The organism is Bradyrhizobium sp. STM 3843, from assembly GCF_000239815.1.
Taxonomy (GTDB): Bacteria; Pseudomonadota; Alphaproteobacteria; order Rhizobiales; family Xanthobacteraceae; genus Bradyrhizobium.
The window spans coordinates 1-23,620 of record NZ_CAFK01000062.1; the positions used below are offsets into that span (position 1 = coordinate 1).

Below are 23,620 nucleotides of genomic sequence, written 5' to 3' on the forward strand. Positions count from 1 at the left end.
CCGTCCTTTCTNGAGGCCATCCTGGATTCCCGCAAGAACCTCCGTGACCGCTTCAATTTCGAGGCTGCGGACGTCAATCTGCAGTCCACCGGACGGTAGCCTCTCAACGCCTCAATTTCTTGATGCAGGTCGGCTCGCTTTGCGGTTGTATCGTACACTCCCAGTCCGGCCCGAAACCATTGCCGCTTTCGCTGCGAAAAGGAGGCGGAAACACGAGGTACGCAACCAAGAATGCGACAATCAGCATCGCAACCACGATAGCGGCTCTGTTATGTTCGAAATGCCAGCGCAGCCATTCCATTATTGAGGCTTACAACAACCACAGGCTGACGTTAAGCTACTGGATATCGACGCAGCTTGCCTTCAATCTGTGGCAAAGCTGATATGATGGTCACTGCCTAAGTCCAAGTTGTGTAAGCTGAAGCCCAAGCGCATAAGCCCAAGTCGTGGAGGTCAGATATGGATATCGACACCCGCTCCGCTGGCTCATCCGGTTCGTCCGCGATCGACATCGCTCCGACCGGCAAAGCGCTGGGCGCGGAGGTTCGCAATGTCGACCTCAAACGCCTTGATGACCAGGCATTCGCTGCCTTGCTGCGCGCCTTCCATGACCATTCTGTGCTGCTCGTGCGCGGCCAGACCCTGTCGGACCAGGATCTGATCGCCTTCAGCCGTCGCTTTGGCGAGCTCGACTGGGCGCCGGTGCAGGAAACTGGCCGCCGTTTCGTCGAAGGCCTGCCCGAGATCTATATCGTCTCCAACGTCAAGCAGAACGGCGAGCCGATCGGCAGCCTCGGCGCCGGCGAAGCGGTCTGGCACACCGATATGTCCTATCTCGACATGCCGCCAATCGCGAGTGCGCTATATGCGCTGGAGATCCCACCGGTCGGCGGCAACACCTCGTTCTGCAGCATGTATGCGATTCATGATGCGCTGCCGGATGATCTGAAGCGTCGGATCACGGGCCTCAAGATCAAGCATGACGGCACCTACAACAGCGGCGGATTCCTGCGCCAGGGTGTTACCCCCACTGACGATCCCCGCACCTCGCCTGGCGCGATCCATCCTCTGGTCTGCACCCATCCCGACACCGGACGGCAGATGCTGTATCTGGGCCGCCGGCGCAACGCTTATCTGGTCGGCCTGGAGCTCGCCGACTCCGAGGCACTGCTCGACGAGCTCTGGACCTATGTCGCGCGTCCCGACTTTGCCTGGGAGCATGTCTGGCAGGTCGGTGATCTCGTGATCTGGGACAACCGCTGCACGATGCATCGGCGTGATCCGTTTGACGACAGCTCCAGGCGAATCATGCATCGGACCCAGATCAAGGGAACGGCGCGTCCCGTGTGAGCATCGACGCGCGTCCAGATGAGTCGTCTTGACGCGGCATTTGCGGGATCCGCGTCCAACTTTTGACTCATGTTGCCGAACTGCGCCGAGAATTGGCAAATGTCGGCGCAGCCCTCCCGCGAAATGCCGCGCTGAAGAGATAAGCCGGACAAATTACCGTGTTTGATTTCTCCCACTGGTGAAGTGAGGAGATGACGCGGTGAATCTTGCACGTGATGTCGCGGAGAAGGTGTCGGGCAGTCTGATCGAGGTCATCCCGACCGCAAGAGCACTGGGCGCCGAAGTCCGCGACGTCGATCTCAGGTCATTCGACGACTGGGCCTTTGCCGGCTTCATGCGGGCGCTGCTGAAGCACCAGGTGCTACTCGTTCGCAGTCAGACTCTGTCGGACACCGAACGCGCGGCCCTCGGCCGACGCTTCGGAACTGCGACAATGATCTACACGCCACACGGGACGAGGCTTGGCGAGACGGCCACATTTTCCAGCCTCTACACCGCGTATGATTCCCTACCGCCCCGACTCAGGAGCCGGATCGCACACCTCAAGATCAGGCAGCTCGCGCCTGACCTGGAGAGCCCCCCGCTCCAGCCGGAAGGGCCCGTTCACACCGCAATCAGCGGCAGCGTCCGACCTCTGGTGAGTGTTCATCCCGACACGGGACGCTCGATGCTGGCGCTCGGCTCGCGACGCCATGCCTATCTCGTTGGCCTCGAACTCGCCGAATCGGACGCGTTGCTCGACGAGCTCTGGGAGTTTGCGACCCGTCCGGAGTTCTCCTCGACCCAGCTTTGTCGACAAGGCGATCTTCTGGTCTGGGATGCCCGCTGCACGATCTATCGCACGAATGCCAGCTTCCCGACAGCGCAGCGCCTGCTGCACGGCTCCGAGATCTGGAGCTCGATTGCCCCGAACTGATCTATGAGATCAGCGGTCGCGGAAGGTGATCGTCTTTGAGGCGCGCCATAACGCCCACAAGGTGGATAGATGCGAACGTGCCTCTGGCTGGAACGGATCATGCTCAGCGCGTGACGCACGCGCAAGGTCGCGCCGCACCAGCGCCAGTGGCAGGAATATCGGACGGATCTCCCGCGGCGCCTCCGCAAGCAGCTTGAGCGCCATGTCCAGATGCTGCCGCGCCTCGGCGAGCAAGTCGCCCAGCGCCGCACGGAGCGCTGGCGTCTGCCGACCGGCGAAGACCTCCTCAAGGCCGCTGCCGCGACGCTGCAGGAGATCTAGCGGAACGAAGAGCTGACGGTGCGCCGCGTCTCGCGGCAACGATGCGATCACCTGTAGGACGCCCTGTGCAAGACCGGCATGGCGGGCGAGATGGTCGAGCTCAGGTGACGGGAGAGCCACGATGCTCGCCGCCAACGCAAACAGCGACGCATGTGTGTCACTGAGATAGCCGTCCAGCGCGGCCATGGTGGGCATCGGATCGTTGTAGAGATCGAACTGATGCTCGTCGATCAATCGCGTCAGACGATCGACTGGCAGCGAGAAGGCGCGCACGACCGACAGCAGCTCGGCCGCGACCGGATTGCCCTCGACCCCGCCGTGGTCCTCGCCGGAAAGCGCATCGCTCCACCACTGCAGGCGGACTTCACCCGGCAGCGGCTGGGACACGACGTCCCGGATCCGCGTGATCTCGACATTGAAGGCATAGAGCGCCAGCAGCGCGCGCCGCAACTCCGGGGCGACGAACAAGGTCGCGGCGTAGCGGCCGAAATCCTGCTCCCGCACCAGTGCCGCGCAGAAGGCGGCGGTATCCGTGTTGGCTCCCGTCTCGCTCATGGAGCGGCGATGAGCGCGGCCGCGACGCGCCGTCGCTCGCCGATCATGATGTTGTAGGTGCGGATCGCGGGACCGGTCTGCATGGGGTCCAGCACCACCTTCACCCCACGCAACGCGGCGCGCAGCTCGTTCGGCGGCAGCCAGACCTCCGTTCCGGTGCCGATGATCAGCGTATCGATGCTGTTGGCCGCATCAAAGACGCGCTTGAGCGAGTAACGGTCGATCTGGCTCGGCTGCGTCACATCCCAGGCCCAGATCGAATCCGGCAGGCACAGCAGGGAACCCCGATGCGACATGCCGGCAAAGACGAATCCGCCTTTGCCGTAGCCGTCGATCGGCGCCGATCGTGGGAAATGCGGTGCGTCATCTGCTTTGGCCATGTCCGAAACCAACTTGCGGCCCGCGGATATGATCCGAAGGCGAGCTTCGGATCACGCCGATTTCTTCTTTGGCGCCGGCTTGTCGTCCTGCGCCTCGGCGCGGACCGAGTGCACGCCGAGATAGATCAGGATGGGAGACGCAATGAAGATCGAGGTGTAGGTGCCGACCAGCACCACGCCGAACATCATGACCGCCGTGAAGCTGTGGATCGCCTGGCCGCCGAACAGAAGCAGCGCCAGCAGCGCGAGCGTCACCGTGACGTGGGTGATGATCGAGCGCGACAGCGTCGAGTTGATCGATTCGTTGAGCAGCTGCGGCATCGGCATCTTCTTGTAACGCCGCAGCATCTCGCGAATACGATCGTAGATGACCACGGTGTCGTTGAGCGAATAGCCGAGAATGGTCAAAAGCGCCGCGATCGAGGTCAGGTCGAAATCGACCTGGGTGATCGACATGAAACCGATCGTGAGCACGATGTCGTGGACGTTGGCGATCATGGCGCCGAGCGCGAACTGCCATTCGAACCGGAACCAGAGATAGATCAGGATCGACACGATCGCGAGCATCAGGCCGAGCATGCCGTAGGCGAGCAGCTCGCCTGACACGCGGGGACCAACGACCTCGACGCGGCGGTAATCGACGCTGTCGCCGAGCGCGCCGCGAACCTTGCTGACCGCCTCCTGCTGCGCGGTGTCGCCGCCGGGCTGCTCAGCGACGCGGATCAGGACCTCCGCCGGGCCGCCAAACTGCTGCAGCTGGACTTCGCCGAGCTGGAGACCCGCGAGCGCACTGCGCATTGCCGCAAGGTCGGCGGTGCCGGATTTGGCGCGGACTTCGAGCAAGGTGCCGCCCTTGAAGTCGATGCCGAAATTCAGGCCATGCGTGAAGAACAGCGTGATCGCGACGATCGAGAGCGTCGCCGAGATCGGGAAGCTGATGCGGCGGAACTGCGTGAAATCGAAATGCGTGTTGTCGGGAACGATGCGCAACGACGGCAGCAGGCCGAGCGCGCTGACCACCGTCAGCACCGCGATCAGGATGCCAAGCCCGATGAGAACCCAGTGTGTCACTTTAGCTCCTAGATTGGCACGCTTTGCGGCCGCTTCCACCGCACCCACCACGCCACGATCAGACGGGTCAGCGTGAAGGCGGTGAAAACCGTGGTGAGAATGCCGATGCCGAGCGTCACGGCGAAGCCGCGCACCGGGCCGGTGCCGATGTAGAACAGCACGGCGGCAGCGATGAAGGTGGTGATGTTGGAATCGAGGATCGTCGCCAGCGCGCGCTTGAAGCCGGCGTCGATCGCCGAGATCGCGTTGCGTCCGCCGCGCAATTCCTCGCGGATGCGCTCATAGATCAAGACGTTGGAGTCCACCGCGATGCCTACGGTGAGCACGATGCCGGCGATGCCGGGCAAGGTCAGCGTCGCATTGAGGAACGACAGCACGCCGAAGATCATCGCCACGTTGACGGCGACCGCGATGTTGGCGAACACGCCGAACAGCCGGTAGGTCACCAGCATGAACACGATGACCAGGATCGAGCCGACATAGGCGGCGAGCTCGCCCTTGGCGATGGAGTCCGCGCCGAGACCGGGACCGACCGTGCGCTCCTCGATCACGGTCAATGGCGCCGGCAGCGCACCGGCGCGCAACAGGATCGCGAGCTCGTTAGCGGACTGAACCGTGAAATTGCCGGAGATCTGGCCCGAGCCGCCGGTGATCGGTTCGCGGATCACCGGTGCCGAGATCACCTTGTTGTCGAGCACGATCGCGAACGGCTGGCCGACATTTTCGGTCGTCGCCTGCGCGAATTTCCGCGAGCCTGCCGAATTGAAGCGGAAGGTCACAATCGGCTCGCTGGTGCGCTGGTCGAAGCCGGTTTGCGCGTCGCTGAGGTCGCCGCCGGAGACCAGCACCTGCTTCTTGATCACATAGGGCTGGTTCGGCGACGACGCGCTCTGCAGCACTTCGGAGTCCGGCGGCACACGCCCCTGCAGCGCCTGTTCGGGCGGCACGGAGGTGTCGACCATCCGGAATTCCATCTTCGCGGTCTTGCCGAGCAGTTCCTTGAGCTGGGTCGGGTCCTGCAGGCCCGGCACCTGCACCAGGATGCGGTCGGCGCCTTGCCGCTGGATCAGTGGCTCGACGGTGCCGAGCTCATTGATGCGGCGCTCCACGATCTGGATTTCCTGATCGATGGTCTGGCGGATACGCTCGGTGATCGCTGCCTGCGGGATCGTCAGGCGAATGAGGCCATTGCCGGCGTCGGTGACTTCGAGCGAGCGCTGGCCATTCGAGCCGAGCAGACCGCCGAGCGGTTGCGACAGCTCACGCAGCTTGGCGAGTGCGGTCGGGACGTCGGTGTCCTTGCTGATCTTGACCTCGACGGCATCGCCCCGCGTCGCAAGGCCCGTATACCCGATCTTGGCATCGCGCAACGCGCGGCGCGCGTCATCGCGGATCGAATCGAGCCGCTCCTTCTTGATATAATTCGCGTCGACTTCGAGCAGCAGGTACGAGCCGCCCTGCAAGTCAAGGCCGAGCACCAGGTGCCGCTGCGCCCAGGCCGGCCAGCTCTTGACGGTGGCCTCGGGAAAGAAATTGGGGACGGCGAACAGGCACACCACAAGCGCCGTGAGGATGATGCCCAGCGCCTTCCACCGCGTGAAGTAAAGCATTTGCGTGATCCGTCAGATCAGAGCGACCGGTTAACGCGGCAGCGATATGCCGCGAGCCCGTATTAAAGGCGAACTCAGCTCGCCGCTTTTTCGTCCTTCGCGTCAGCCTTGGCGGGCTCGCCCTTGGTGCGGACGCCGGTAATCATCTGGCGCATCTGCCGCACGCGCACGCCATCGGCGATCTCGAACTCCACCTGGTCGTCGTCGACGACCTTGGTGACCTTGCCGACCAAGCCCCCCTGGGTCACGATCGTGTCGCCACGACGGACGTTCTTGACCAGGTCGGCGTGCTCTTTGACCTTCTTCTGCTGCGGCCGCAGGATCAGGAAATACATGATCACAAAGATCAGCGCGAAGGGCAGCAGCGACATCAGCATGCTGTTGGTGTCGCCGGTGGCCGCGGCCTGGGCATAGGCGGGGGTGATCAGCATGCGCTTTGGTCCTCGTGAGATCCGCCTCGTCGAGACGGGAAAAGCCGGCTAGCCGCCTGGCAGCGGGCCGGTCGGTCGGAATTTTGCGCGGAATATAGCGGCCGCGGTCCCAATTGCAATGTGGACCAGCCTTTCATTTAGGCAAGCTTGCGACCCCGGCGTCGGCCCGATATGGCTGCACCGTCAGGAACTTGCAGCATGTCAAAAAAACCAGCCAAAGCCCCGTCCCGAAAACCCGCCAAACCCGCATCGCAAAAGCAACTGAAAGTCGCGGCAAAACGCCTCAGCACGTCAGCCGACGGCACGCCCGAGCGCATTGCCGCAGCACTCGAGGCGATTGCCGCGCATCTCGCCGCCTCTACGCCGGCTTCGGCCCAAGCCCCCTCCTTCGAGGACGCCGATGCCTTCGTCTGGCACCCGAACGGACGGCTCAGCACGGTGCCCCGCGTCAGCCGCGTCGAGATCGATCTGTTGAAGGGCATCGACCGGATGCGCGACATCCTGATCGAGAACACCGAGCGCTTCGCCGAGGGCCTGCCCGCCAATAATGCGCTGCTCTGGGGCGCGCGCGGCATGGGCAAGTCGTCCCTGGTCAAGGCGGCACATGCCACCATCAATCTGGACCGTAAAAGTGCCGATCGCTTGAAGCTGATCGAGATTCATCGCGAGGACATCGAGAGCCTGCCCGCGCTGATGGATATCCTGCGTGCCTCCTCCTTCCGCTTCATCGTGTTCTGCGACGATCTCTCCTTCGACGGCAATGACGCCTCGTACAAGTCGCTGAAGGCTGTGCTTGAGGGCGGCATCGAGGGACGGCCGGAGAATGTGATCCTCTACGCCACCTCCAACCGCCGCCATCTGCTGGCACGCGAGATGATCGAGAACGAGCGATCCACCGCGATCAATCCGGGCGAGGCGGTCGAGGAGAAGGTCTCGCTGTCCGACCGCTTCGGCCTTTGGCTCGGCTTCCACCGCTGCAGCCAGGACGAATTCCTGGCGATGGTGAAAGGCTATTGCAGCCATTTCGACATCACGGTCCCCGAGGACGAGCTGGAGCACGAGGCCCTGGAATGGGCCACCACGCGCGGCTCGCGTTCCGGCCGTGTGGCCTGGCAGTTCGTTCAGGACCTCGCCGGACGACGAGGTGTCAGGCTGACAGAGAAGTAGGCCAACAGCGGTCATTCCCCGCGAAGGCGGGGAATCCAGTACTCCGCGGCGTATCGGAATCAAGCCTAACCAGCACGGAATACTGGATCGTCCGCCGGAGCCTGTCATCGGGCTCGCCGAAAGCGAGACCCGGTGGCGGAGGATGACGGCTTCGCGCGTTACGCCCCGTTGAGGAATTGCAGCGGGTCAACCGGTGACGATCCCTTGCGGATCTCGAAATGGAGCTGCGGCGATCCCACCTCGCCCGATTGACCCGACTTGGCAATGACCTGGCCGCGCTTGATCGTGTCACCGCGCTTCACCATCAGCTCACTCGCATGGGCATATGCGGTGACGTAGCCGTTGGAATGGCGGACCAGGACCAGGTTGCCGTAGCCCTTCAATTCGTTGCCGGCATAGGCGACCACGCCGTCCTCCGCGGCTTTCACCGGCGTTCCCTCGGGCACCGCGATGTTGATGCCGTCATTGGCCTTGCCGTTGGTCTTGGCGCCATAGCTGGTGATCACCTTGCCGCGCGCGGGCCAGCGGAAGGTCGGCAGCGCGCTGGTGGTCTCGGCCGGCTTGGCCGGCTCTTCCTCCTTCTCAGGCGCGGGATTGGCCTGGGCAAGGCGCGCGCTCTGCACCGGTCCCGCCGTCGCAAGCCTGGTCGTCGGCGCCGGCGCCGGCACGGTCGCAGCCGCCTGGGGTACGGCTGCGACCGGAGCTGCTGGCGCGGCCACCGCCACCGACTTCCCGGGGACGGTCAGCCTGGCACCGAGCTTCAGGGCCGAGGTCGGCGCAAGGTTATTGGCGTGTGCGAGTTCGGCGACCGAGATATGGTTGTGACGGGCGATGCCGGCCAGCGTGTCGCCGCGATTGACGAAATGCACGCTCGGTGGCGCTGGCGCGGCCACTGCGACCGGCTTGGGAGCGACGGGAGCCGCCGCGATATGTGTCGCTGCCGGCGCCGCCGCGACCGCGCCGGGATTCGGAATGATGAGCTGTTGCCCCGGCGAGAGTGCGCGCGGTCCTTTGTAGCCGTTGGCAGCCAGAATCTCTGCCGGCGTCACGTGATAGCGGCGCGCCAGGATTTCGAGCGTATCGCTGGTGCCGACGATGATCTTGGTGACACCGGCGGGACGGGCGGCAGCGACCGAGCGCGGCGGCAGGGTACCGGTGGTTTCGAGCCGCGGTTGTGGCGGGGCCGCATAGGACGGCGCCGGAATTGGCGCTGGCGGCGCATAGGAGGCGACGCCGCGGCCACCGGCGGATACACCGCCCGAACCTCCGCCGGAGGGATAGGTCTGCGGCGCGGTGACCGCGGGCGGCAGCGCCGCGGACGAATAGGCGGCGGCTGGAGCCGGCGGATTATATTGCTGACTGTACTGCTGCGGCGCAGACCGGCGCTCGATCGGCGCGGGCGGCTGCACGGAGCCTGTGGCATCCGACGCGAACGGATTGGAAAACGAATTCTGGGTTTGCGACAGCCGCGTCGACATATCGCCGCTGCAGCCGGCAACACCGAATGAAATCACCGCCAGCGCCCCGACCTGCTGCAGGCGACGTGAGCGAAGCAACTCGACGATAACGGGCATGGTTACTCACTCGTACGCAACAAACTACGAATTTGAGTAAACACGCCGGCGGTAAATAACCGCTTAAGCAGCCGATAAGCTGTTGTCAGCCCTGCTAATCCGCAGGTTTAGAGTTCGCGTGCAATGCCCGGAATTGCCGGCACAAATCGCACATCGACAAGCTCTTTTCGTTCAAACCCTTCGGCCTTTCGGATGACGCGCACAAGTGTTTGGACACCGTGGTGCGGCCCGACTGGCGCGATCAGGATACCGTCAGGCTCGAGCCGATCGAGCAAGCTTTGCGGAATTTCCTCCATCGCCGCCGTCACGATGATCCGGTCGAACTGCCCGGCGCCAGGGGGAATCGAAAAGCCATCCCCCAACATGACCTCGACATTGAAGCAGCCCAGCTTCTCGAGGCGCTCCCGCGCCGCATCGGCAAGCGTCCGGAAGCGTTCGATGGTGAGCACGTGGCCGGCCAGCCGCGACAGGATCGCGGCCTGGTAGCCCGAGCCGGTGCCGATCTCGAGCACGCGGCTGGTCTTCTGCAGCTTCAGCTGCTCAGTCATGTAGGCCACAACGAAAGGTTGGCTGATGGTCTGGCCGCAAGCGATGCCCAACGCGCTGTCCCGGTAAGCATCGGCCCGGTCGGCAGCAGCAACGAACTCTTCCCGCGGCACCTCCTCCATGGCCCGCAGAACGGCTTGATCGCTGATTCCCCGCCGACGCAGAGTCAGCTGAAACATCATCTTTTCGGGAGGAGCTTTCGGAGCCATCGCCGTCTCGGTTGCACCCATGGATCATAAGCCTCATGTCGGGGCGAAGCATCGATTTTCCACGGCAAACGGCAGGTGGCATCGATCTCTGATCGCACAAAATGTGTTCCGTTGCGGGAACCAAGCACGAGATCTCGCCGTTTAGTTGCCCGGGATCGTTGCCTACCAGCGCCAGAGAGGTCACAGCTGGGATGGCCGTCTTGGGGACAACGTTGTTGACGTTGCGCCGTTTGCCGTAATTTGCGAACGTCACTCCCGATTAAGGCGAGGACTGCATTCATGACTGCACCGCGGCCACCACGCGGCTCCGTGTTTCTGGTTGAAGATGAAGTCATGATTAGGATGATGGTGGCCGACATGCTCGAGGAGCTCGGCTACACCGTCGCGGCCGAAGCCGGCGAGATCGGCGAGGCGATGCGGCTTGCCGAAAGCACGTATTTCGACGTCGCCATTCTCGACGTGAACGTCAACGGCAAAGTCATCTCCCCGGTCGCCGATGTCATCAAGGCGCGCAATCGCCCGTTCATCTTCGCCACGGGTTATGGGTCGGCAGGCCTTCCGGAAGAATACCGTGACCGCCCTGCTCTGCAGAAGCCATTCCAGCTGGAGACGCTGGGCAAAGCGATCGAGAATGTCCTGCGTGGCGGGACATCGTCCTGAGCTTAGTGTCCGAGGATTCCGCCTAGCGTGATCGAGAACGCCTCGTCGGTGCGGTCTAATCGGAGCGGGGTCACCGAAACGTAACCCGCTGCAAGCGCTGCCAGGTCCGTGCCCTCGTCCGGAGTGTCCAGCGCGGCGGCCCGTTCGAAGCCGATCCAGAAATAGGGATTGCCCCGGCCGTCGCGGCGCTCATCGACATTGAGAAAACCGAGATTGCGTTTGCCTTGGCGGGTCACACGGATGCCTTGGACCTCCTCCGGCGGGCGCGCGGGAAAATTGACATTGATCACGGTGTTCTTCGGCACCCCTGCTTCGAGCACCTTGCGGATGATCTGAGGGGCAAATTTGCGCGCACTGTCCCATACGGGCTTGTTGCGCGTCTCCAGCGAGAACTCCTGTGACAGCGCAAACGCGGGTAGCCCGAGGATGGTGCCTTCGAGCGCGCCGGCGATCGTGCCGGAATAGACCACGTCCTCTGCGACGTTGCGGCCCCTGTTGACACCGGAGAGCACCACATCCGGCAGCTTGGGCTTGAGGATGTGCCGAACGCCCATGATCACGCAATCGGTCGGCGTCCCCCGCACCGCAAAGTGGCGCGGGCCGACCTCACGCAGCCGCAACGGATCGTTCAGGGACAGCGAATGTGAGACCCCGGACTGGTCCAATTCGGGCGCGACCACCCAGACATCGTCTGATAGCGCGTGCGCGATCTCTTCGACGACCTTCAGACCGGGGGCATGAATGCCGTCGTCATTGGTGCAGAGAATGCGCATGCGTCCGACCACCTCTCAAACAGAGTCAGAAATCAAGTTACCGCTGTCATATCTGCTGCGGACGAGCGAGGCAAACCCGCGGCTACACGGGAAAATCTGTTGAATGAGCAACGCTGTAACGGGAGCTGTGGCGTCGGCTTAACGCCGGATCCGCCATTGCGGCAGGAACTTCGCGAGCCGTCCCTCGGTCTGCAGCTGAAGACGCTCGCTCCGCGCGCCGGCGGGGTTCACAGGCTCGCTCGCATCGAGCTGTTCGGCCGATTCCTGCGCAGCTTTGGGAAAGCGCGCACGAGCGGCCGCGAGCGCCTTCTCGAAGTCAGCCTCGTTGAACCAGGTAAGCCCGCGCAGGCCCTCGCGCAGATCGTCCGCCCAGATCCGGGAGCGATCGAGGTCAAAAGCCCCCCGCAGCCGCTGGTCCACGGCCTGAATGCCGTGACCGGTGACGGCCCATTGCCTGCCGATCCAATAGATATCCCGATGCAGGGGCATCGATCACGGCTCTGCGAAGCGAATGCTTGAAGCAGAAACCCAGGATATCGACCGCCGGCGCGAGCGCAACCTTAGGAAGCATCGGAAGCGACAAATTCTCGCCGCGCTAGGCCTCCGCAGCAACCACCTTGAGCCCGCCCATATAAGGCTGCAGCACGTCGGGCACCGCGATCGAGCCGTCCTCCTGCTGGTAGGTCTCCATGACCGCGATCAGCGCACGACCGACGGCCGTGCCTGAACCATTCAGGGTATGGACGAAGCGCGGCTTGCCGTCACTGCCGCGGTAGCGCGCGTCCATGCGGCGGGCCTGGAAATCGCCGCACACCGAGCAGCTCGAAATCTCGCGGAAGGCACCGCCATCGCCCTGCCCCGGCATCCAGACCTCGATGTCGTAGGTCTTCTGCGAGGAGAATCCCATGTCGCCGGTGCACAGCGTGATCACCCGGTAGTGCAGGTCGAGCTGCCGCAGCACCTCCTCGGCACAGGCCAGCATGCGCTCATGCTCGTCCTTGCTGGTCTCGGGCGTCGTGATCGAGACCAGCTCGACCTTGGTGAATTGATGCTGGCGGATCATGCCGCGCGTGTCGCGTCCGGCAGCCCCCGCCTCCGCGCGGAAGCATGGCGTCAACGCGGTGAGCCGCATCGGGAGCTCCTTCTCGTCGACGATCTGCTCGCGCACGAGATTGGTCAAAGCGACCTCAGCCGTCGGGATCAGGCCGAGACGATCGGTCTTCAGCCGCTCATCCGGCGAGGCCAGCAGCTCGCCCTTGATGGCCCAGAACTGATCATCCTCGAATTTCGGCAACTGCCCGGTGCCGAACATCACGTCATTGCGCACCAGCAGCGGCGGATTGATCTCGGTATAGCCGTGCTCGTTGGTATGCAGGTCGAGCATGAACTGCCCGATCGCGCGCTCGAGCCGCGCCAACCCTTTCTTCAGCACGACGAAACGTGCGCCCGAGAGCTTCGCCGCGGACTCGAAATCCATATAGCCGAGGCCGGCGCCGAGATCGTCGTGCGGTTTGGGCGCGAAGGCATAATTCCGTTTGGCGCCGAAGACGTGACGCTCGACATTGTCGTGCTCGTCCTTGCCGTCGGGCACTTCGTCCAGTGGAAGATTGGGGATCGCGGCGAGCTCGCGGGCCAGCTCCTCATCGGCCTGCTTCGCAGCCGCTTCGAGCTCCGGCATCGTGACCTTGAGCTTGGCGACCTCCTCCATCAGCGCGCTTGCGCGCGCCTCGTCCTTGGCCTTCTTGGCCTCGCCGATCTCCTTGGACGCCGCGTTGCGTCGCGCCTGCGCCTGCTCGGAGGCAAGGATTGCCGCACGCCTGCGTTCGTCGACAGCCAGCAGCTGCGCCGACAGCGGCATCAGGCCGCGACGCACCAGCGCCGCGTCGAAGGCTTGCGGGTTGTCACGGATCGATTTGATGTCGTGCATGATCGTTCGGTCCTGGAACGAAGAATACGGGCGAGTCGCATGTGGTCGCGCGGCCGGCTTGCACTACCGCGATTATCGTCGGATGGGAACAGCCGAGGCCGAGCGGGTGGCCCGCCTATTCGGCCTGACCGGGGGTGGAGGATGTGCCGGAGGCGGATTTTGCCGCGGCCTGCTTCTCGACGAAGCGCACGGCGATGATCGACCCTTCGTAGAGGGCCAGGAGCGGAATCGCCAGCGAAGCCTGGCTCAGCACGTCCGGTGGGGTCAGCACCGCGGCAATGATGAAGGCGATCACGATAAAGTAGCGCCGTTTCGAGCGCAGCATCTCCGAGGTGATGATGCCGATCCGCCCCAACAAAGTGAGAATCACCGGAAGCTGGAAGGCGATGCCGAAGGCAAAGATCAGCGACATCATCAGCGACAGGTATTCGCCGACCTTTGGCATCAGCGCGATCTGCGCGGTGTCAGGGCCGCCGAGCTGCTGCATGCCGAGTGAGAACCGCACCAGCATCGGCCATACGGCGAAATAGACCAGCATGGCGCCGAACACGAAAAAGATCGGGGTCGCTACCAGATAGGGCAGAAACGCGTTGCGTTCGTGCCGGTAGAGACCAGGCGCGACGAACTTGTAGATCTGCGTCGCCACGAGCGGAAACGAGATGAAGCCGGCGCCGAACAGCGCGAGCTTCAGCTGGGTGATGAAGTATTCGAGCAGCTGGGTGTAGATGAACTTGCTGTTCTCCGGCCCCGCCACCCAGACGAACGGCAGCACCAGGATGTTGTAGATCTGCTTGGCGAAGATGAAGCACAAGATGAAGGCCACGCCAAATCCGACCAGCGCCTTGATGAGCCGCGCGCGCAGCTCGATCAGGTGCTCCATCAGAGGGGCCTTGCTGGCTTCGATATCTTCCGCGGTCATGACGCTTTGGCGTCCTTAAACCGATCCGCTTCCTCGGAGGTGATGGTCTCAGCCCCGGCCTCGGACTTGAATTCAGACTTCGATTCGGACCTGGGCTCAGGCTTGGGTTCGGGCTTGATTTCCCGGACGATGGCCAACGGCTCATCGGCCGCTTGATGGCTCTGCGCCTCGACAAAGGTTTCGGGGTGAGGCGGCTCCGGCGTGGTCGGAATTGCCGGCGCCTCCGTTGCAGCGCCGGTCGATTCAGGCGCAGGAGAAGCCACTTCCGCCGGCTTGTCCACGCCTTCGATATCGAGCGCCTTGTCGACGTCCCGCTGCAGCGAGCTGATTACGCCAGTCGGCGAGAAACCGCTCGCGGCTTCGCGAACCTCATCGAAGCTCTTCTTGAGGTCGGCCATCTCGGCCTCGCGCATGGCTTCCTGAAACTGGCCCTGGAATTCGGCCGCCATCCGGCGGGCTTTGCCCATCCACTGCCCGACCATGCGCAAAACGCCGGGAAGCTCCTTGGGGCCGATCGCGATCAGCGCGACGACCCCGATGACGAGCAGCTCACTCCAGCCGATATCGAACATCAAACAATCCGCCTACGAGACGTCGCCTGCCAATCCCGAGCTGCCCAGTCCCGTAAGATCAGGTCACTGCCAGTCGAATCCGGCGCGGTCCGCGCCTGTCACGCCTTGGCTCGGTCAGACAGCTTTGCTGCCGACGTCGGTACGGGTCGCGGTCGGCGTGCCGCCATGATCGATCGACTTGACCGGCTCGGTCTTTTCCGGCGCCTTGTCGTCGTCCTGCATACCCTTCTTGAACGCCTTGATGCCCTGCGCGACGTCGCCCATCAGGTCGGAAATCTTGCCGCGCCCGAACAACAGCAGGACGACCGCGATCACCACGATCCAGTGCCAAATGCTAAGCGAACCCATCCTGCAACCCTCCAAACATCGGCGCGGAAGACCGGCGATCGCGCCGCTTGCGCTATGCCTCTAACCACGCCCGGTCATGGGCTTGACCGCGTCCCTTCGCTTCTAGCATCCAGCCGCGAAACAGCAACATGAATGCGGACGACTGGACAAAGCGTAACGCGCAAGCCCGATCTTGGGCGGAAGGTAGGCGTCACAGCCCCCAAAAACAAGCACTTAAGCTCCGGCAAATCACGGCCGGCGCTACGGAATAACGCTGTTGTTAACGACGCGCGTGGGTCGGCTATTCGGTGCTTTCGTCCGGATCACCAGCCTGCGATCCATCGGGTTCCGGAGCAGGATCCTCGGAACGCTCGCCCGCGGTGTGATCGATTGCCGCAGCTTCAACATCCGATGGCCCGGCTTCATCCGAAGCGGCCTCCTGCGAGGCTTGCTCCTCGTGGCTTGCCTCCTCCGGCTCGACCGCAGGCGCCAGCGCCAGATCGAGGTCCCCAGGCTCCAGCGGCTCCTCGTCCTCGCGCAAGGTCGGATCGTCCGACGGCGTCGGAACCGTGAAGCCAGTCGGCAGCCGCGAATCCAGCAGCCCCGTACCTTTGAGCTCCTCCAACCCCGGCAGGTCGCCGAGCGTCTCGAGACTGAACTGTGTGAGGAATGCGTCGGTGGTCCCGAAAGTGAGCGGGCGCCCGGGCGACTTGCGGCGGCCGCGCGGCTTGATCCAGCCGGTCTCGAGCAGCACGTCGAGGGTCCCCTTCGACGTGACGACGCCGCGGATCTCTTCGATCTCCGCACGCGTGACGGGCTGGTGATAGGCAACGATGGCGAGCACTTCGATCGCCGCCCGTGACAGCTTGCGGGTCTCGGTGCTCTCGCGGGTCATCAGCCAGGCGAGATCACCCGCAGTCCGGAACGTCCATTTATTGGCCACGCGCACGAGGTTCACGCCACGCGTGGCATACTCCTCCTGCAGCTGCGCCAACGCCGCTTTCACATCGACACCTTCCGGCATGCGCTTGGCGAGCGTTGCCTGATCGAGCGGCTCGGACGCGGCAAACAACAAGGCTTCGAGAATGCGCAACTCTTCCGGCCGCGCTTGCGGCTCGGCTGCGATGTCTTCCGGCTCCTCCATGCGCACTTCCGCCAAGATTGCCATCGCACGGTCTCCTTCTTCGTTACTCAACCGTCAAATCCGGCGCGGTCATGGCACCGGGAGGTTGTGGCGGACGCTTCCGAAAATACAGCGGCGCGAACGCCTGCTTCTGGTTCAGCTCGAGCTGCCCTTCCCGCACCAGTTCCAGGGCGGCAGCAAAGCTCGACGCAAAGATCGTGGCGCGCTGCGCGGGCTCGACCACATAGCTCAGCAGATAATCGTCGAGGCAACCCCAGTCCTCCGTGACCTCGGTCATGCCGACCAGACGCTCCAGAGAGGCGCGTGCTTCAGCGAGCGACCACACGGTCCGCTTGGCCAGATGCACCGAGGTCAATACGCGCTGCTGTCGCTGGGTCGCGTAGGCCGAGAGCAGATCGAACAATGTCGCCGAAAACTTCGGACGACGAACTTCCGCGATCGGCTCGGGATTGCCGCGCGGAAACACGTCGCGCTGGAACTGCGGCCGGTTCATCAGACGGTTGGCGGCTTCGCGGATTGCCTCCAGCCGGCGCAGCCGGTTGGCCAGCGCGGTCGCCATCTCCTCCGCGCTCGGTCCTTCGGCGGCCGGCGGCTCCGGCAGCAGCAGCCGCGACTTCAGGAAGGCGAGCCAGGCCGCCATGACGAGATAGTCGGCGGCAAGCTCCAGTCGGATCTTTCGCGCCGCCTCGATGAATTGCAGATACTGATCGGCCAGAGCCAGGATCGAGATCTTGGCCAGATCCACCTTCTGCTGACGCGCCAGCGCCAGCAGGAGGTCGAGCGGGCCCTCGTAGCCCTCGACGTCGACCACCAATGCCGGGTCGCTCTCGGACAGCTCGGCGGGCCGGCCGGTTTCGAAAGACAGAATTTCCGCGGTCATGCGTTCGCTGGTCCCAGCCGGTTGATCAATGCATCGAGCTCGGCGCGCGCTGCCGCACGATCCAAGGCGACTGCGGGCTTGCGGGCCGCCAAGGCGCGGTCGGCACGTGCCAGCGCTATCCCCGAGAGCTCCGGCGTCTCGGCCACGACGGCCTGCATCTCGTCGAGCGTGCCGTTGCAATGGAGGACAACATCGCAGCCTGCGGCAATGATCGCGCGCGTGCGCTCGGCGATCGACCCCGCCAATGCGTTCATGGACACGTCATCACTCATTAACAAACCCTGGAACCCGATCCGGCCGCGAATCACCCGTTCAATCATTGTCGCAGAAGTCGTGGCCGGATGGGCGGGGTCGATCGCGCTAAACACAACATGTGCAGTCATGGCCATCGGCAGATCGGACAGCGGCCGGAAGGCCGCGAAGTCGGTCGCATCGAGCTCCGATTCCGGCGTATCGACCGTCGGCAGCCGAAAATGGGTGTCGGCGGTGGCGCGGCCATGGCCGGGGATGTGCTTCAGGACCGGCAGAATGCCCCCTTGCGCGAGCCCGTCCGTCACCGCGCGGGCTATGGCTGCGACCTTGTCCGGCGTCTCGCCATAGGCGCGATCGCCGATGACGGCGTCGGCGTCTGCGACCGGAACGTCGGCCAACGGCAGGCAATCCACGGTGATCCCGAGCTGCCCGAGGTCGTCGGCGATCAGCCGGGCGCTGAGCCATGCCGCGCGCAGGCCGTGTGCCGAATCGATATCGTAGAGCCGGCTGAATATCGCGCCAGGCGGATAGACCGGCCAGTGCGGCGGTCCCAGCCGCTGCACCCGCCCGCCCTCCTGATCGATCAGGATCGGGGCATCGACGCGGCCGGCGGCGTCGCGAAGTTCATGAACAAGTGCAGTCACTTGAGCAGGTGACTGCACATTGCGTTTGAACAGGATGAAGCCCCAGGGCCGACTGTCGCGGATGAACTCGCGCTCGGCGGTGCTGAGCGAAAGTCCGGAAACGCCGGTAATGAAGGCCCGCATGGTCATCGGGGCCGATTAGACCCCGCCCTGCGGCCGGTCAAGCCAGGGTTACTGGTTACTAAACGCGAAACACTGGCCGCCGGCGGCCTTCAACGTGCCGCACATCTTGTTGGCCTCGTCGCGGGTCGCGAATGGCCCGACGGAGGCGCGGTAACGCACGCTCTTGTCGGGCATATCCACCCGCTTGATGATCGGCGAATAGTTCCCCAGCACCGAGGAATATTTGCCTTGCGTCACCTGATAGGACGACAGCGCATCCGCCTCGCTCACCTGCGACGAAATCGACACGAGATAACCGCCGCTGCTCGTGCTTGCGGTGGAGGTCGATTCGGCAGGCTGCACCGCCGCAACCTGCCTGGCCGGCGGCGCGGACGATTGCGGTGTCAGGGCCAACGGGGCGTTGGCCGAGGCATTCGCGTTGGTCGGTGAATTGCGCGCTGCCGACGCCGTCTTGGCGGCTGCGGCGGGCTTGGCGTTGGCGGGGACCGCCGCAACCACTTGCGCCGGGCCGCTGTTGGCGTCAGGCGGGGTGCTTCCCGCAGAATTGCTATTGCCGCTGATGCGAAGCGTGCTGATCGGCCGCGGGTCGCTGTTGGGCAGGATGCCATTGCTGCCGCTGGCCCCAGTTCCAGACGGCAGGCCTCCCGTCGAGGCGCTCGCCGACGACGTCGGATTGATGTTCTGGTTGGGCTGCGGAAACACCACGCGCGGTCCGACGGAGCGGGAATTCACGTCCACCGGGGTTTCCTCGCGGGACACCAGTTTTTCGCCGCCGTCTCCAATCAGCCGATCGGGAACCTTGGGCGTCGAATCCGCCTGCGAGTTCATGATCTTGGTCGGGCTGTTGTCCGCCTTGATGATCGGCGGCTCACCGGTACGGGCCGTCGAGAAGTAGGTCTTGTAGGCGAAGGCGCCGCCGGTGCCGAGAACGCCGAGCGCGAGGACCGCAAACACGGTGCTCATTCCGCTCCGGCGCTTCGGCTCCTCTTCTTCTTCGCCCTCATCATAGCCGTCCTGATAGGCGTACTGGTCGTCCTGGAATTCCTGGTCGCCGTGATAATCCTGCTGTCCAGAGCCCGCCGGTCCAAACAACGCCTCGTCATAACGTGACGGATCCGGCTCGTGGTCATCGAACGATGGCTCGCGATCGAACTCGGCGTTCGCGCCGAAACCACGATGCGGATCGCCGGCGCCAAAGTTCAGCTTGGCAAGATCGTCGGCGAAATCATCCTTGGGATAGGACTGCGGGATATCCTGGCGCGCCGCGTTTTGACGCCCGAAATCCTGGCTTTCGAAGTCCTGTTCGGGAAAGTCGCGGGGTGCCGCACGAGGATCCTGATACCCGGCCGGGAAAGCTGGCGGCGGTGTAGGCCGCTGCGGCTCTCGCGCCAGCTCGGCGAAGGGGTCGCGCGGTGCGGCCGGCGCCTCGCGCTGCTGAGTCCTCGGGACTTCCTGCCGGTTGGCGCGTTGCATCCAGGCCGGCGGCCCGGCTGGTGCCACCGGTTCGGCGACCGGCTCCACTGGCGGCAACGGTGTGGACGGCACCGGCGTTGACGGCCGCGGCTGGGCCGCGGCGCGCGGCGCGCCGGAAGGTATGTTGCGGCCAGTCTGGGCGAACGGGTCGTTCTGCCCAATCAGGCGAGCAAGCTCGGCAAGCGGGTCGCTCTCCGCCTGTCCGGACCCACCACCGCGGCCAAAACCATCAGCGGGAAAGGGTCTATCCTGGTAACGATCAGCCATCTAATGAAGCGTCCCTGCGGGTGAACCGCAAATGCGTACTAAGGCGGACCTTGCCAGATTGAGGCCCCCAACTGAAGCTGCATCCGCTCTCCCCCGTTATTTCATCGCCTCGGGAGCATGGACGCCCAATATAGCTAGTCCCGACCCCAGCACCGAGACAACGCCCTGAACCATGGCCAATCTCGCCATGGTTATCACTGCATCATCACGGTAACTGAAGCGTAAATAGGGCAAGCTGTTTCCGCGAGTGTACTGCGCATGGAATTCACTTGCAAGATCATAGAGATAGAACGCCACCCGATGCGGCTCATGGGCCGTCGCGGCGCCCTCGATCAGGCGCGGAAAGAGCGCGAGGCGCTTCAAAATCTCGATTTCACCGGGGTCGGTGAGCAGCTCCAGCTTCGCCTCGGCCAGGAAAGCGGCACGGGCTGAAGCCTCCTCCGGCAAGTCCGGAACGACCTCGCTGCGGGCGTTGCGGAAGATCGAATGCCCACGTGCGTGACCATACTGCACATAGAACACCGGATTGTCCTTCGACTGCTCGATCACCTTGGCCAGGTCGAAATCGAGCACCGCATCGTTCTTGCGATAAAGCATCATGAAGCGGACCGCGTCGCGGCCGACTTCGTCGACGACCTCGCGCAAGGTGACGAAATCGCCAGAGCGTTTCGACATCTTCACCGGCTCGCCATTGCGCAGGAGCTTCACGAGCTGGACGACCTTGACGTCGAGCGTGGCCTGCCCCGCCGTGACTGCTTTCACCGCCGCCTGCATGCGCTTGATGTAGCCGCCATGATCGGCGCCGAACACGTCGATCAGATCGGCAAAACCGCGTTCGAACTTGTGGCGGTGATTGGCGATATCTGAGGCGAAATAGGTGTAGGTGCCGTCGGACTTGATCAGCGGCCGGTCCACGTCGTCGCCATAGGCGGTGGCGCGGAACAGAAGCTGCTCGCGATCCTCCCAATCCTCGACCGGAGCGCCCTTCGGTGGCGGCAAGCGGCCTTCATACACATCGCCGCGCTCGCGCAGGAAATCGATCGTCTCGGCAACCTTGTTGTTGCCGGCAGTGATCAGCGACCGCTCGGAGAAGAAGACGTCGTGCTTGATATTGAGCGCGGCGAGATCGTCCTTGATCTCGTCCATCATCATCGCGATCGCCTTGTCGCGCACGATTGCCAGCCACTGCGCCTCCGGCATCGCCTTCAGCCTGTCGCCATACTCGGCAGCGAGCGCCTGCCCCACCGGCTTCAAGTAATCGCCGGGATAGAGCCCTTCCGGAATCCGGCCGATATCCTCGCCCAGCGCCTCGCGATATCTGAGGAAGGCTGAACGCGCGAGTACGTCGACCTGGGCGCCGGCATCGTTGATGTAGTATTCCCGGGTCACGTCACGTCCGGCGAATTGCAGCAGGCTGCACAGCGCGTCGCCAAACACGGCGCCGCGACAATGGCCGACATGCATCGGGCCGGTCGGATTGGCCGAGACGTATTCGACGTTGACCTTCGGCGCACCCGGAACGGGCGGGAGGCGACCATAGTCATCCCCCTCGTGCAGGACCGTGCGCAGGGCCTCGGTCCATGCACTCGGCCGCAGCGTCAGATTGATGAAGCCGGGCCCCGCGATGTCGACCTTGGCCATCAGCGGATCATCGCGCAGCTTGGCTGCAATCTGCTCGGCCAGATCGCGCGGCTTGGTCTTGGCTTCTTTCGCCAGCACCATCGCGGCATTGGTCGCCATGTCGCCATGTCTGGCATCGCGTGGCGGCTCGACCACCACGCGCGAAAAATCGATGCCCTCGGGCCAGTTGCCGTCCTTGGCGAGCGTGGCGCAGATCGCGTGCACGCGCGCCAGCACATCGGCGAAAAGATGCAGGTTTTGAGCTGTGTCGACCATGGGCGCCGCCTAACGCAAATCCGGGGTCGAGTCAAAAAGCCGGTGATGCTCGGTCAGCGCGAAACGGTCGGTCATCCCGGCGATGAAATTGCCGATCCGCCGGGCGCATTCGCCCTCGCCGTCGTGACCGTCGCGCCATTCGGGCGGCAGCGCGGCCGGGTCGTTCCGGTATCGCTCGAACAGGTCGACCACGATCCGCTCGGCTTCGCGCATCACCTTCATCACCCGCTCGTGCCGATACATGTGGTGCCACAGGAAAGTCTTGATGGTCTTCTCGGCCGCGGCGGCCTCGGCGGAAAATCCGATCAGCGGCGCGCCGTGACGGCGCACGTCATGGGGCGACATCGGCTCGGCGCGATCGAGCCTCGCCGCGGCCTCCGCGGCGACATCGGCGATCAGATAGGAAATCAGGTCGCGCACCAGCTCCGCCCCGCGCCTGATATCATCGAGCCCCGGATATTGCCGGTCGATTTCTCCGATCATGGCGGCAATCAGCGGAATCTCCTTGAGGTCATCGACCGCAAACAGTCCAGCGCGCAGGCCGTCATCGATGTCGTGCGCGTCGTAGGCGATATCGTCGGCGACTGCTGCAACCTGCGCTTCCAGCGAGGCGTAGCTCCCGAGCTCCAGATCGTAGCTCTCGTTGAACTGCGCGATCCCGACCGGAATCGGCTGATGCAGCGGACCGTTGTGCTTGACGATGCCCTCCAACGCCTCCCAGGTCAGGTTCAACCCGTCGAATTCGGGATAGCGCTGCTCGAGCGAGGTGACGACGCGCAAGGCCTGCGCATTGTGGTCGAAGCCGCCATGGCGCTCCAGGCATCGGTCGAGCGCGCGCTCGCCGGCGTGCCCGAACGGCGGATGGCCGAGATCATGCGCCAGCGCCAAGGTCTCGGTCAGGTCCTCGTCGAGCCCGAACTGGCGGGCCAGCGCGCGGGCGATCTGGGCCACTTCCAGGGAATGGGTCAGGCGGGTCCGGTAATGGTCGCCCTCGTGGAAGACGAAGACCTGGGTCTTGTGCTTGAGCCGGCGGAAGGCGGTCGAATGGATCACCCGGTCGCAATCCCGCCGGAACGCGCTGCGGGTCCGCGACGGCGGCTCGGCCACGAGCCTGCCCCGGCTGCGATCGGGATCGCAGGAAAAAGGAGCGCGGGGGGCAGCCATTCCGACCGACACGGTGTTTTCGAGCTCCGACGATTTGATTCCAGCGTTCAATGCACTTAACTATGGGGTGTGCCCGATACCAAATGAATTGGGCATGACGAGAACTTCGGGAGATCCTTTGCCATGACCGCCGTCACCATCAGCGAGCGCGCCGCCCGCCGGATCGGGGAAATCCTCAAGAAGGAGGACAACGGGGCCATGCTGCGGATCTCCGTCGAGGGCGGCGGCTGTTCCGGCTTCCAGTACAAGTTCGATATCGACCGCGCCAAGGCCGATGACGATCTGGTGATCGAGCGCGACCAGGCGGTTGTGCTGGTCGATCCGGCCTCGGTGCCGTTCCTGGCCGGTTCCGAACTCGACTTCGTCGACGACCTGATGGGCGCCTCCTTCCGCGTCAACAATCCCAACGCCACCGCCTCCTGCGGCTGCGGCACCAGCTTCTCGGTCTAATCTCAAAGGGTCACAAGCC

At 63.9% G+C, this 23,620-nt stretch carries 23 protein-coding genes and 1 pseudogene; 5 read left to right on the top strand and 19 right to left on the bottom strand.

Annotation, left to right across the window (positions count from 1 at the left end):
• Positions 1–459 precede the first annotated feature (459 nt).
• Both BRAS3843_RS09005 and BRAS3843_RS09010 read left to right on the top strand, forming a co-directional pair.
• Positions 460–1,350: a TauD/TfdA family dioxygenase gene (locus BRAS3843_RS09005; RefSeq protein WP_008968521.1), complete on the top strand. Its 891-nt coding sequence runs from the start codon at positions 460–462 to the stop codon at positions 1,348–1,350.
• A 199-nt stretch (positions 1,351–1,549) separates the two neighbouring features.
• On the top strand, positions 1,550–2,266 hold the full coding sequence (locus tag BRAS3843_RS09010; RefSeq protein ID WP_008968522.1) for a TauD/TfdA family dioxygenase: 717 nt from the start codon (positions 1,550–1,552) through the stop codon (positions 2,264–2,266).
• A gap of 9 nt (positions 2,267–2,275) precedes the next feature.
• On the opposite strand, the gene BRAS3843_RS09015 is transcribed toward BRAS3843_RS09010, so the two are convergent.
• The 5 genes from BRAS3843_RS09015 to yajC form a co-directional block, all read right to left on the bottom strand.
• Entirely contained in the window at positions 2,276–3,142 is an 867-nt protein-coding gene (locus BRAS3843_RS09015) for a phytoene/squalene synthase family protein (RefSeq protein ID WP_008968523.1), read from the bottom strand.
• On the bottom strand, positions 3,139–3,522 hold the full coding sequence (locus BRAS3843_RS09020; protein ID WP_008968524.1) for an Mth938-like domain-containing protein: 384 nt from the start codon (positions 3,520–3,522) through the stop codon (positions 3,139–3,141). The genes BRAS3843_RS09015 and BRAS3843_RS09020 overlap by 4 nt, the downstream gene beginning before the upstream one ends.
• 51 nt (positions 3,523–3,573) lie before the next feature.
• Positions 3,574–4,593, bottom strand: a complete 1,020-nt coding sequence (secF, locus tag BRAS3843_RS09025) for a protein translocase subunit SecF (protein WP_008968525.1) — start codon at positions 4,591–4,593, stop codon at positions 3,574–3,576.
• Between the two features lie 8 nt (positions 4,594–4,601).
• Complete coding sequence (secD, locus tag BRAS3843_RS09030) at positions 4,602–6,203, bottom strand: protein translocase subunit SecD (protein WP_008968526.1); 1,602 nt, start codon at positions 6,201–6,203, stop codon at positions 4,602–4,604.
• A gap of 74 nt (positions 6,204–6,277) precedes the next feature.
• Positions 6,278–6,634 (bottom strand): preprotein translocase subunit YajC, encoded by a 357-nt coding sequence (yajC, locus tag BRAS3843_RS09035; RefSeq protein ID WP_008968527.1) that lies wholly within the window; start codon positions 6,632–6,634, stop codon positions 6,278–6,280.
• Positions 6,635–6,832: 198 nt separating this feature from the next.
• Here yajC and BRAS3843_RS09040 point away from each other — a divergent pair, with 198 nt between their 5' ends.
• Positions 6,833–7,801: an ATP-binding protein gene (locus BRAS3843_RS09040; RefSeq protein WP_008968528.1), complete on the top strand. Its 969-nt coding sequence runs from the start codon at positions 6,833–6,835 to the stop codon at positions 7,799–7,801.
• Between the two features lie 158 nt (positions 7,802–7,959).
• Here the strand turns inward: BRAS3843_RS09040 and BRAS3843_RS09045 are convergent, their stop codons facing one another.
• Both BRAS3843_RS09045 and BRAS3843_RS09050 read right to left on the bottom strand, forming a co-directional pair.
• Complete coding sequence (locus tag BRAS3843_RS09045) at positions 7,960–9,375, bottom strand: LysM peptidoglycan-binding domain-containing M23 family metallopeptidase (RefSeq protein ID WP_008968529.1); 1,416 nt, start codon at positions 9,373–9,375, stop codon at positions 7,960–7,962.
• 107 nt (positions 9,376–9,482) lie between these two features.
• Positions 9,483–10,130, bottom strand: a complete 648-nt coding sequence (locus BRAS3843_RS09050; RefSeq protein WP_008968530.1) for a protein-L-isoaspartate(D-aspartate) O-methyltransferase — start codon at positions 10,128–10,130, stop codon at positions 9,483–9,485.
• 279 nt (positions 10,131–10,409) lie between these two features.
• On the opposite strand from BRAS3843_RS09050, the gene BRAS3843_RS09055 reads away from it, so the two are divergent.
• Complete coding sequence (locus tag BRAS3843_RS09055) at positions 10,410–10,790, top strand: response regulator (protein WP_008968531.1); 381 nt, start codon at positions 10,410–10,412, stop codon at positions 10,788–10,790.
• A gap of 2 nt (positions 10,791–10,792) precedes the next feature.
• Here BRAS3843_RS09055 and surE read toward each other — a convergent pair whose 3' ends face one another.
• The 12 genes and pseudogenes from surE to BRAS3843_RS09115 all read right to left on the bottom strand — a co-directional run bounded on the left by surE (position 10,793) and on the right by BRAS3843_RS09115 (position 23,163).
• On the bottom strand, positions 10,793–11,563 hold the full coding sequence (gene surE, locus BRAS3843_RS09060) for a 5'/3'-nucleotidase SurE (protein ID WP_008968532.1): 771 nt from the start codon (positions 11,561–11,563) through the stop codon (positions 10,793–10,795).
• 138 nt (positions 11,564–11,701) lie between these two features.
• Complete coding sequence (locus BRAS3843_RS09065) at positions 11,702–12,052, bottom strand: hypothetical protein (RefSeq protein ID WP_008968533.1); 351 nt, start codon at positions 12,050–12,052, stop codon at positions 11,702–11,704.
• Between the two features lie 106 nt (positions 12,053–12,158).
• Positions 12,159–13,490: a serine--tRNA ligase gene (gene serS / locus BRAS3843_RS09070; protein ID WP_008968535.1), complete on the bottom strand. Its 1,332-nt coding sequence runs from the start codon at positions 13,488–13,490 to the stop codon at positions 12,159–12,161.
• Between the two features lie 115 nt (positions 13,491–13,605).
• Entirely contained in the window at positions 13,606–14,409 is an 804-nt protein-coding gene (tatC, locus tag BRAS3843_RS09075; protein WP_008968536.1) for a twin-arginine translocase subunit TatC, read from the bottom strand.
• Positions 14,406–14,981, bottom strand: coding sequence for a Sec-independent protein translocase protein TatB (gene tatB / locus BRAS3843_RS09080; RefSeq protein ID WP_008968537.1), 576 nt, complete (start codon positions 14,979–14,981; stop codon positions 14,406–14,408). Before tatB ends, tatC begins: the two co-directional genes overlap by 4 nt.
• Positions 14,982–15,095: 114 nt before the next feature.
• Positions 15,096–15,329 carry a twin-arginine translocase TatA/TatE family subunit gene (locus BRAS3843_RS09085; protein ID WP_008968538.1) on the bottom strand — a complete coding sequence of 78 codons (234 nt, stop codon included), beginning with the start codon at positions 15,327–15,329 and terminating at the stop codon, positions 15,096–15,098.
• Between the two features lie 454 nt (positions 15,330–15,783).
• A pseudogene (scpB, locus tag BRAS3843_RS09090) lies at positions 15,784–16,476 on the bottom strand (SMC-Scp complex subunit ScpB); the annotation flags it as partial.
• Between the two features lie 19 nt (positions 16,477–16,495).
• Positions 16,496–17,332, bottom strand: coding sequence for a ScpA family protein (locus BRAS3843_RS09095; RefSeq protein WP_008968540.1), 837 nt, complete (start codon positions 17,330–17,332; stop codon positions 16,496–16,498).
• Positions 17,329–18,357, bottom strand: a complete 1,029-nt coding sequence (gene nagZ / locus BRAS3843_RS09100; protein ID WP_008968541.1) for a beta-N-acetylhexosaminidase — start codon at positions 18,355–18,357, stop codon at positions 17,329–17,331. Before nagZ ends, BRAS3843_RS09095 begins: the two co-directional genes overlap by 4 nt.
• A 42-nt stretch (positions 18,358–18,399) precedes the next feature.
• Positions 18,400–20,091 (bottom strand): SPOR domain-containing protein, encoded by a 1,692-nt coding sequence (locus BRAS3843_RS09105; protein WP_008968542.1) that lies wholly within the window; start codon positions 20,089–20,091, stop codon positions 18,400–18,402.
• Positions 20,092–20,187: 96 nt separating this feature from the next.
• The gene (gene argS, locus BRAS3843_RS09110; protein WP_008968544.1) at positions 20,188–21,987 is read right to left on the bottom strand and encodes an arginine--tRNA ligase; all 1,800 of its coding nucleotides are present in this window, start codon (positions 21,985–21,987) and stop codon (positions 20,188–20,190) included.
• A gap of 9 nt (positions 21,988–21,996) precedes the next feature.
• Positions 21,997–23,163, bottom strand: a complete 1,167-nt coding sequence (locus BRAS3843_RS09115) for a deoxyguanosinetriphosphate triphosphohydrolase (protein ID WP_008968545.1) — start codon at positions 23,161–23,163, stop codon at positions 21,997–21,999.
• 111 nt (positions 23,164–23,274) lie between these two features.
• Here BRAS3843_RS09115 and erpA point away from each other — a divergent pair, with 111 nt between their 5' ends.
• The gene (gene erpA, locus BRAS3843_RS09120; protein ID WP_008968546.1) at positions 23,275–23,601 is read left to right on the top strand and encodes an iron-sulfur cluster insertion protein ErpA; all 327 of its coding nucleotides are present in this window, start codon (positions 23,275–23,277) and stop codon (positions 23,599–23,601) included.
• Positions 23,602–23,620 lie beyond the last annotated feature (19 nt).

What these genes read in the sequence shown, in the direction of transcription:
- BRAS3843_RS09005 (WP_008968521.1), top strand. Translation starts at nt 460, where the DNA reads ATGGATATCGACACCCGCTCCGCTGGCTCATCCGGTTCGTCCGCGATC.
- BRAS3843_RS09015 (WP_008968523.1), bottom strand. Translation starts at nt 3,142, where the DNA reads ATGAGCGAGACGGGAGCCAACACGGATACCGCCGCCTTCTGCGCGGCA.
- BRAS3843_RS09020 (WP_008968524.1), bottom strand. Translation starts at nt 3,522, where the DNA reads ATGGCCAAAGCAGATGACGCACCGCATTTCCCACGATCGGCGCCGATC.
- secD (WP_008968526.1), bottom strand. Translation starts at nt 6,203, where the DNA reads ATGCTTTACTTCACGCGGTGGAAGGCGCTGGGCATCATCCTCACGGCG.
- yajC (WP_008968527.1), bottom strand. Translation starts at nt 6,634, where the DNA reads ATGCTGATCACCCCCGCCTATGCCCAGGCCGCGGCCACCGGCGACACC.
- BRAS3843_RS09040 (WP_008968528.1), top strand. Translation starts at nt 6,833, where the DNA reads ATGTCAAAAAAACCAGCCAAAGCCCCGTCCCGAAAACCCGCCAAACCC.
- BRAS3843_RS09045 (WP_008968529.1), bottom strand. Translation starts at nt 9,375, where the DNA reads ATGCCCGTTATCGTCGAGTTGCTTCGCTCACGTCGCCTGCAGCAGGTC.
- BRAS3843_RS09050 (WP_008968530.1), bottom strand. Translation starts at nt 10,130, where the DNA reads ATGGCTCCGAAAGCTCCTCCCGAAAAGATGATGTTTCAGCTGACTCTG.
- BRAS3843_RS09055 (WP_008968531.1), top strand. Translation starts at nt 10,410, where the DNA reads ATGACTGCACCGCGGCCACCACGCGGCTCCGTGTTTCTGGTTGAAGAT.
- surE (WP_008968532.1), bottom strand. Translation starts at nt 11,563, where the DNA reads ATGCGCATTCTCTGCACCAATGACGACGGCATTCATGCCCCCGGTCTG.
- BRAS3843_RS09065 (WP_008968533.1), bottom strand. Translation starts at nt 12,052, where the DNA reads ATGCCCCTGCATCGGGATATCTATTGGATCGGCAGGCAATGGGCCGTC.
- serS (WP_008968535.1), bottom strand. Translation starts at nt 13,490, where the DNA reads ATGCACGACATCAAATCGATCCGTGACAACCCGCAAGCCTTCGACGCG.
- tatC (WP_008968536.1), bottom strand. Translation starts at nt 14,409, where the DNA reads ATGACCGCGGAAGATATCGAAGCCAGCAAGGCCCCTCTGATGGAGCAC.
- tatB (WP_008968537.1), bottom strand. Translation starts at nt 14,981, where the DNA reads ATGTTCGATATCGGCTGGAGTGAGCTGCTCGTCATCGGGGTCGTCGCG.
- BRAS3843_RS09085 (WP_008968538.1), bottom strand. Translation starts at nt 15,329, where the DNA reads ATGGGTTCGCTTAGCATTTGGCACTGGATCGTGGTGATCGCGGTCGTC.
- BRAS3843_RS09095 (WP_008968540.1), bottom strand. Translation starts at nt 17,332, where the DNA reads ATGACCGCGGAAATTCTGTCTTTCGAAACCGGCCGGCCCGCCGAGCTG.
- nagZ (WP_008968541.1), bottom strand. Translation starts at nt 18,357, where the DNA reads ATGACCATGCGGGCCTTCATTACCGGCGTTTCCGGACTTTCGCTCAGC.
- BRAS3843_RS09105 (WP_008968542.1), bottom strand. Translation starts at nt 20,091, where the DNA reads ATGGCTGATCGTTACCAGGATAGACCCTTTCCCGCTGATGGTTTTGGC.
- argS (WP_008968544.1), bottom strand. Translation starts at nt 21,987, where the DNA reads ATGGTCGACACAGCTCAAAACCTGCATCTTTTCGCCGATGTGCTGGCG.
- erpA (WP_008968546.1), top strand. Translation starts at nt 23,275, where the DNA reads ATGACCGCCGTCACCATCAGCGAGCGCGCCGCCCGCCGGATCGGGGAA.